Annotated in this window: 7 protein-coding genes; 6 read left to right on the forward strand and 1 reads right to left on the reverse strand. The window is 60.3% G+C overall.

From position 1 onward, the window contains the following. Positions 1-52: 52 nt before the first annotated feature. Positions 53-2,083, forward strand: coding sequence for an ABC transporter ATP-binding protein (locus BLW80_RS29695; protein WP_093762217.1), 2,031 nt, complete (start codon positions 53-55; stop codon positions 2,081-2,083). Positions 2,084-2,108: 25 nt separating this feature from the next. Here the strand turns inward: BLW80_RS29695 and BLW80_RS29700 are convergent, their stop codons facing one another. Further along, positions 2,109-2,705 (reverse strand): TetR/AcrR family transcriptional regulator, encoded by a 597-nt coding sequence (locus BLW80_RS29700; RefSeq protein ID WP_244528502.1) that lies wholly within the window; start codon positions 2,703-2,705, stop codon positions 2,109-2,111. A 111-nt stretch (positions 2,706-2,816) separates the two neighbouring features. On the opposite strand from BLW80_RS29700, the gene BLW80_RS29705 reads away from it, so the two are divergent. The 5 genes from BLW80_RS29705 to BLW80_RS29725 all read left to right on the forward strand — a co-directional run. Further along, entirely contained in the window at positions 2,817-3,215 is a 399-nt protein-coding gene (locus BLW80_RS29705) for a RidA family protein (RefSeq protein WP_093762221.1), read from the forward strand. 738 nt (positions 3,216-3,953) lie between these two features. After that, positions 3,954-4,325 (forward strand): 30S ribosomal protein S12, encoded by a 372-nt coding sequence (gene rpsL / locus BLW80_RS29710; protein WP_068731626.1) that lies wholly within the window; start codon positions 3,954-3,956, stop codon positions 4,323-4,325. 15 nt (positions 4,326-4,340) lie between these two features. After that, positions 4,341-4,811 carry a 30S ribosomal protein S7 gene (rpsG, locus tag BLW80_RS29715; protein WP_068731502.1) on the forward strand — a complete coding sequence of 157 codons (471 nt, stop codon included), beginning with the start codon at positions 4,341-4,343 and terminating at the stop codon, positions 4,809-4,811. Positions 4,812-4,842: 31 nt separating this feature from the next. Then, the gene (gene fusA, locus BLW80_RS29720) at positions 4,843-6,915 is read left to right on the forward strand and encodes an elongation factor G (protein WP_089268268.1); all 2,073 of its coding nucleotides are present in this window, start codon (positions 4,843-4,845) and stop codon (positions 6,913-6,915) included. Between the two features lie 39 nt (positions 6,916-6,954). Next, a partial coding sequence (locus BLW80_RS29725) for an elongation factor Tu (protein ID WP_093762223.1) occupies positions 6,955-7,760 on the forward strand: 806 nt, incomplete at its 3' end.

Genomic DNA, 7,760 nt, shown 5'->3' on the forward strand with positions numbered 1-7,760 from the left:
GCCGCTTCATTGATTCTTGCGGTCGAAGGACCGTGCAGCAACGGTTCGTTCCATGGCGTCGAAGCCACCTCCAAAGCCTCCATCTGACGACAAGAACGCGGCCGAGCCGGCCACGCCGCTCGATGACAAGTTTGCGCTCCCGGTTGGCGCTGCCGCCGCTTCGGTTCCCAGCACGAAACCGCCGGCTGTCGAGAAGACGGCAAAAGCCAAGCCTGCCGTCGATGATGACGACGAGGATGAAGACGACGAGCTCGATGACGATGATGACGAGGAACTGGTCGTCTTCACCGCGCGCGAGGCCGCCGGCGCCTTCGGGACGGTCTATCGTTTCACGCGGCCGTTGCTCGGCAAGTACCGCAAGCTGCTTGGCTTCGTTGGCTTCGGCGTTCTGGTCGAGACGCTGTTCAACGTCATCATGCCGCTCAGCCTCAAATATCTGATCGACGACGCGCTCGGCGAGGAAGACTTCGACGCGCTGTTCAAGATCCTGTCGGTGCTGGCCGTCGCCGGCATTGTGACGTCGATCGTTGCGATCTGGTACGAGCGCTGGGACGCCAAACTGGCAGCCTCGATCATCACGGACGTCCGCTCGCGTCTGTTCGATCACGTGCAGGATCTGCCGTCGGCCTATTTCGCCCGCACCAAGCGCGGCGAGATCCTGTCCCGCTTCTCGATCGATCTGTCGTCTTTCGAGACGGCCATCAAGAGTTTCGCCAACAGCGCATTGCTGCCGTTCCTCGAACTGATCGCCGGCATCGGGCTGATGCTGTATCTGAACTGGCAGCTTGCCGCCGTCGCGCTATTGATTTTCCCGATCACACTGATCGGCCCGCGCATTCTGACGCCGAAGGCCGTGCAGGCCAATTACGACCAGAAGCTCAGCGAAGCTTCAGTGCTCGGCATGGTGCAGGAAAACATCGCAGCGCAGGCGGTGATCAAGGCCTTCAGCCTGCAGCGGCGTACCATGGGCTGGTTCCGGCTACGTAATAACGAAACGCGCGACAGGATTGCGGCGGCGACCTTCCTGTCGACCATGGTCGAGCGCTCGGTCACCGTCTCGGTGTTGTTGCTGCATTTGGTGGTGCTGGCGATCGGCGCCTATCTCGCCACCAAGGGCCAGATCACGGTCGGTACCTTCGTCACCTTCGAAAGCGCGTTCTGGGAGGTGTCCTACAACATCGCCCACGTCATGCATTTCATCCCGGTGTCGATCCAGGCAGCGGCGGCCGTGCGGCACATGGAGGAGATGCTCGACGAGCCGACACGCGGTGCCGACAAGCCCGGCTCACCGGAGCTGCCGCGCATCGTCAACGACATCACGTTCGATCGCGTCTCGTTCAAGTATGAGAACAGCCAGCAGCCGGTGCTCGACAATCTCAGCCTCAAGATCAATGTCGGCAAAACCGTCGCTATTGTCGGCCCGTCCGGTTCCGGCAAGAGCACGTTGCTGAACCTGATCCTGCGGCTCTATATGCCGGACGAGGGCAGGGTGACCATTGACGGCGTCGATATCCGCAAGATCACGCGCGAGTCCCTGCGCGGCCACATGGCCGTGGTGTTCCAGGAGAACATGCTGTTCAACATGTCGATCCGCGAGAACATCCGGCTCGGCAAGGAAGGCGCCACCGACGAGGAAGTCGAGCAGGCGGCGCGCAAGGCCGAGATCCATCGCTACATCATGAGCCTTCCGGACAAATACGACACCCAGGTCGGCGAGCGCGGCGATACGCTGTCCGGCGGCCAACGCCAGCGCATTGCGATCGCGCGGGCCGTCGTCCGCAATCCGTCGGTGCTCCTGCTGGATGAGGCGACATCTGCCCTCGACCAGACAACCGAGGCGGCGCTCAACAAGACGCTGTTCAAACTCGCCAAGGGCCGCACCCTGATTTCGTCGACGCACCGGCTGGCTGCCGTGGTGGATATGGACGAAATCATCGTCATCAATGGCGGCAAGGCGATCGAGCGCGGCTCGCACAAGGAGCTGGTGGCGCTGAACGGTACCTATCGCCAGCTCTGGGACGACCAGCGGCACAGGTCATCTGCCAGCGACGATGATGATGACGAGGATGACGACGACGAGTGAGCGCATCTGAAGATGTGTGAGGCGGTCATCCCGCCGTTCGCAGCAAGCCCGCCGCGAGCTGGCGGAAAGCCTCGACAGCTTTCGTAAGGACCGCGCGGGGATCGTCGGCGGCAGCGATCCAGAGGGCGGCGTTGAGGGCCGCGCCATTGATCAGACGGGCCGCCGCTTCGGCATCGACAGGCTTGACCGTTCCATCGTCGATCAGTCGTTGAATCGCCTGTGTTGTCGTGCGCAGGCATGCGGTCTGGTTGGGCCATTGCGAGGGATCGCCGAGCACGGCGGGGCCGTCCAGCAGCATGATGCGCTGGATCTCCGGCTCGAGGGACATTTCGATATAGGCGACGCCCTCGTTGAGGAATCCTTCCCAAGCTGTCGCCGCCTGACCGTGTGCCACGCGCATTCGGGCTAGCATCTCTGCGTCGATCTGGTCGATGACGGCCTGCAGCAAACCCTTCTTGTCGCCGAAGTTGTGATAGAGCGCGCCCCGCGTCAGGCCGGCTTCGGCGGTCAGATCGTCCATCGATGCCGCCGCATAGCCTTTGGCGGCGAAAGCCGTCCGGGCCGCCCGGATGAGTTTGGCCCGGGTTTCCTCCACCATTTCCGCTCGTCGTCTCGCGACCACTGTCATCTCCGCAAAATAACATACGCGCTGTATGCATATTGACATACGTGGCGTATGTCAGATTATGCTGACATACGGGGCGTATATAATCTCTGAACAAGGACTGACACCATGACCAAACGCGACGCGATTTTCCCGGCCGGCCGGCAGGCGCTTTACGAGATCAACCGGTATTCGGCGGCGATACGCTCGGGCGACCTCTTGTTTGTTTCTGGCCAGGTTGGCAGCCGGGAAGACGGCTCGCCGGAGCCGGTCTTCGAAAAGCAGGTCCAGCTGGCATTCGATAACCTCGCGGCCGTGCTGAAGGCTGCAGGTTGCACATTCGACGACGTGGTCGACGTCACCACCTTCCACACCGACCCGGCCACCCAGTTCGCGGCGGTCAATGCCGTCCGATTGGCCGTGATCGGTGAACCGCCTTACCCGAACTGGACCGCGGTCGGGGTCAACTGGCTCGCGGGCTTCGATTTCGAGATCAAGGTCATCGCACGCGTCCCTGTATCCGCCTGATTGGCTGGTCGCGAGTGTCGGGTGGGGTGGGCTGTGTCCCTCTCCATTCGACCTCCGGTAATATTTGCTGCTGATCGATGCTGGCCCGGTGTGTCCGATTCGGGACACGATACGGTTTGCATCGGATGCGAGTCGGCGGGGCAGGGCGCAAAAAATCCGCAACCCAGGCGATTCTCTTTCATCAAACTGCAACGAATCCGAGTCGCGGATTCTTTCGTGGATGACATGGCGGGCGTCGAAATCGCGTATGTTCTGTCATGATCCACATGCTAGAAGATGCAGTGCGAGAAGCGTTTCTTTCATCGCGCTTTGTTGTTGACTTGGGTATCCCCTGCGGATACAACCCGGCCATTCAACGACAGGCGGTGAGCTTCGCCAGTGTCGGAACGGATCACCCAATCGGCTTTTCGGAGCTAATCGGGCACCAACCTCGACCAAGAAGCTCAAACGCTGTCGCTATATCAAGGCAATGCCAAAACGACGTTTGTCTCCTGAGAGACTTCTCTCTTGAGATTAAATTCGAATGCATGACCTCGGTGCAGACCTAAAGACGCAAGTCTGACGGTCATGATCGCGGTCCTCTGTGGCGTTAAGCGCTTTCCGTTCAGCAATGAATGGTTGGCGTGATTTCGTTTTGCGTGAAGCTTTTCACGTGATGCGAACCGTGGGGCAGGTTGCTCCGATGTGATTTTGAGGAAGCCGTTACGGCTTCGAGCGAACTAAAGGGTGAAGGCTGACATGCCGACGATCAACCAGCTGATCGCTACTCCGCGCGCAATTCAGAAGTCGCGCAAGAAGGTTCCTGCGCTGCAGCAGTCGCCGCAGAAGCGCGGCGTTTGCACGCGCGTCTACACGACGACTCCGAAGAAGCCGAACTCGGCGCTTCGTAAGGTTGCCAAGGTGCGTCTGACCAATGGCTTCGAAGTCATCGGTTACATTCCGGGTGAAGGTCATAACCTTCAGGAGCACTCCGTGGTCATGATCCGCGGCGGTCGCGTCAAGGATTTGCCCGGCGTGCGTTACCACATCCTCCGCGGCGTGCTGGATACCCAGGGCGTCAAGAACCGTAAGCAGCGTCGTTCGAAGTACGGCGCGAAGCGTCCGAAGTAAGCCGGGGTCTGATCGATGTCTCGTCGCCATTCAGCTGAAAAGCGTGAAGTTAACCCGGATCCGAAGTTCGGGAACGTCATCGTCACCAAGTTCATGAATTCGATCATGTATGACGGCAAGAAGTCTGCCGCCGAAACCATCGTTTACGGTGCTTTCGAAATGATCGAAGCGAAGACCAAGCAGGGTCCGCTCGGCGTGTTCGAGCAGGCTTTGGAAAATGTGATGCCGACGATCGAAGTTCGTTCGCGTCGCGTCGGTGGCGCCACCTATCAGGTGCCGGTTGAAGTCCGCAGCATTCGGCGCCAGGCGCTGGGCATTCGCTGGCTGATCACCGCTGCGCGCGCTCGCAACGAGAAGACCATGACCGAGCGTCTCTCGGCTGAGCTGCTCGATGCGTCGAACAACCGTGGTAACGCCGTGAAGAAGCGGGAAGACGTGCATAAGATGGCGGAAGCCAATCGCGCATTCTCGCACTATCGCTGGTAACGGCGAAACTCCGGAATTTAAGGAACATCCCATGCCTCGCGTACATGCCATTGAGGACTACCGTAACTTCGGTATCATGGCGCATATCGATGCCGGTAAGACGACAACGACCGAGCGCATCCTCTATTATACCGGCAAGAGCCACAAAATCGGCGAAGTGCACGAAGGTGCCGCGACGATGGATTGGATGGAGCAGGAGCAGGAGCGTGGCATCACCATCACGTCCGCTGCCACCACTGCATTCTGGAATGGCCATCGCCTGAACATCATCGACACCCCCGGCCACGTCGACTTCACGATCGAAGTCGAGCGTTCGCTGCGCGTGCTCGACGGCGCCGTGTGCGTTCTCGACTCCAACCAGGGCGTCGAGCCGCAGACCGAAACCGTCTGGCGTCAGGGCGACAAATACAAGGTTCCGCGGATCGTTTTCGCGAACAAGATGGATAAGACCGGCGCTGACTTCTACAAGTGCCTGCAGGACATCATCGATCGTCTCGGCGCGAAGCCCGTTGCAATCCAGCTGCCGATCGGCGCGGAGAACGACTTCGTCGGCATGGTCGATCTCGTGATCATGAAGGCCTATATCTGGAACAACGAGGCCCTCGGCGCGAAGTACGAGACCGTCGACATTCCGGCTGACCTGGTCGAGAAGGCCAAGGAATATCGCGAGAAGCTGCTCGAAGCCGCCGTCGAACTCGACGATGAGGCGATGACTGCTTACCTAGACGGCACCGAGCCGGACGAGGCGACCCTCAAGCGTCTGATCCGTAAGGCCGTGCTGACTGGTGCGTTCTACCCGGTTCTCTGCGGCTCGGCCTTCAAGAACAAGGGCGTGCAGCCTTTGCTCGACGCGGTTGTCGATTATCTGCCGTCGCCGGTTGACGTTCCTGCCATCAAGGGCACGGACGAAGACGGCAACGAGATCCTCCGCAAGGCGGACGACAAGGAGCCGCTGGCTCTGCTCGCATTCAAGATCATGGACGATCCGTTCGTCGGCACCATCACGTTCTGCCGCATCTATTCGGGTGTTCTGCAGAGCGGCACCGGTGTCGTGAACTCGACCCGTGAGAAGAAAGAACGTATCGGCCGCATGTTGTTGATGCATGCGAACAACCGTGAAGACATCAAGGAAGCCTTTGCCGGCGACATCGTCGCTCTGGCTGGCCTCAAGGAAGCCCGCACCGGCGACACGCTTTGCGATCCGGACAAGCAGGTCATTCTCGAGCGTATGGAATTCCCGGAGCCGGTGATCGAAATCGCGATCGAGCCGAAGTCCAAGGCCGACCAGGAAAAGCTGGGCGTCGCTCTGGCGAAGCTCGCTGCGGAAGATCCGTCGTTCCGCGTGTCGACCGACCACGAGTCCGGCCAGACCATCCTGAAGGGCATGGGCGAACTCCATCTCGACATCAAGGTCGACATTCTGCGCCGTACCTACAAGGTCGACGCGAATATCGGCGCGCCGCAGGTGGCGTTCCGTGAGAAGATCACGAAGCGCGCTGAAGTCGACTACACCCACAAGAAGCAGACCGGTGGTACCGGCCAGTTCGCCCGCGTCAAGTTCGTGGTCGAGCCGGGCGAGCCGGGTTCGGGCTTCGTGTTCGAATCCAAGGTCGTCGGTGGTTCGGTTCCGAAGGAATACATCCCCGGCGTCGAAAAGGGTCTCAACAGCGTCATGACCTCGGGCGTGGTCGCGGGCTTCCCCGTGGTCGACGTTCATGTCCAGCTGGTTGACGGCGCTTATCACGACGTCGACTCGTCGGCACTGGCCTTCGAAATTGCTTCGCGCGCGGCACTCCGCGACGCGCTGCAGAAGGGCAAGTCCGTTTTGCTCGAGCCGATCATGAAGGTCGAATGCGTGACCCCGGAAGACTACACCGGTTCGGTCATCGGCGACTTGAACTCGCGGCGCGGTCAGATCCAGGGTCAGGACATGCGCGGCAACGCCAACGTCATCAACGCGATGGTGCCGCTCATGAACATGTTCGGTTACGTGAACACGCTGCGCTCGATGAGCCAGGGTCGTGCAACGTTCTCGATGTCATTCGATCACTACGCGGAAGCGCCGGCCAATGTGTCGGCAGAAGTCCAGAAGAAGTTTGCCTGATTGTCGTTAGCGACAGTTGACGACTAAACGGAGAGAGTCATGGCCAAAGCAAAATTTGAACGTAACAAGCCGCACTGCAATATTGGTACGATCGGTCACGTTGACCACGGCAAGACGTCGCTGACGGCGGCGATCACGAAGGTGCTGGCAGAGACGGGCGGTGCCACGTTCACCGCTTACGACCAGATCGACAAGGCGCCCGAGGAAAAGGCCCGCGGCATCACCATTTCGACCGCGCACGTCGAATACGAGACCGCCAACCGCCACTACGCCCACGTCGACTGCCCCGGCCACGCCGACTATGTGAAGAACATGATCACCGGCGCCGCGCAGATGGACGGTGGCATCCTGGTCGTGTCGGCCGCCGACGGCCCGATGCCGCAGACCCGCGAGCACATCCTGCTCGCCCGCCAGGTCGGCGTGCCCGCCCTGGTCGTGTTCCTGAACAAGTGCGACATGGTCGACGATCCGGAACTGCTCGAGCTCGTGGAAATGGAAGTCCGCGAACTGCTCTCGAAGTACGACTTCCCGGGCGACGACATTCCGATCATCAAGGGTTCGGCGCTGGCCGCTCTCGAAAACTCAGACCAGAAGCTCGGTCACGACGCCATCCTCGAACTGATGAAGAATGTCGACAGCTACATCCCGCAGCCGGAGCGTCCGGTTGACCAGCCGTTCCTGATGCCAGTGGAAGACGTGTTCTCGATCTCGGGCCGCGGTACGGTCGTGACCGGCCGCGTCGAGCGCGGTATCGTCAAGGTCGGCGAGGAAATCGAAATCGTCGGCATCCGCGCCACGCAGAAGACGATCTGCACCGGCGTTGAAATGTTCCGCAAGCTGCTCGA

Origin of the sequence: Tardiphaga sp. OK245, from assembly GCF_900108575.1 — a bacterium.
In the GTDB taxonomy this organism is placed as follows: domain Bacteria; phylum Pseudomonadota; class Alphaproteobacteria; order Rhizobiales; family Xanthobacteraceae; genus Tardiphaga; species Tardiphaga robiniae.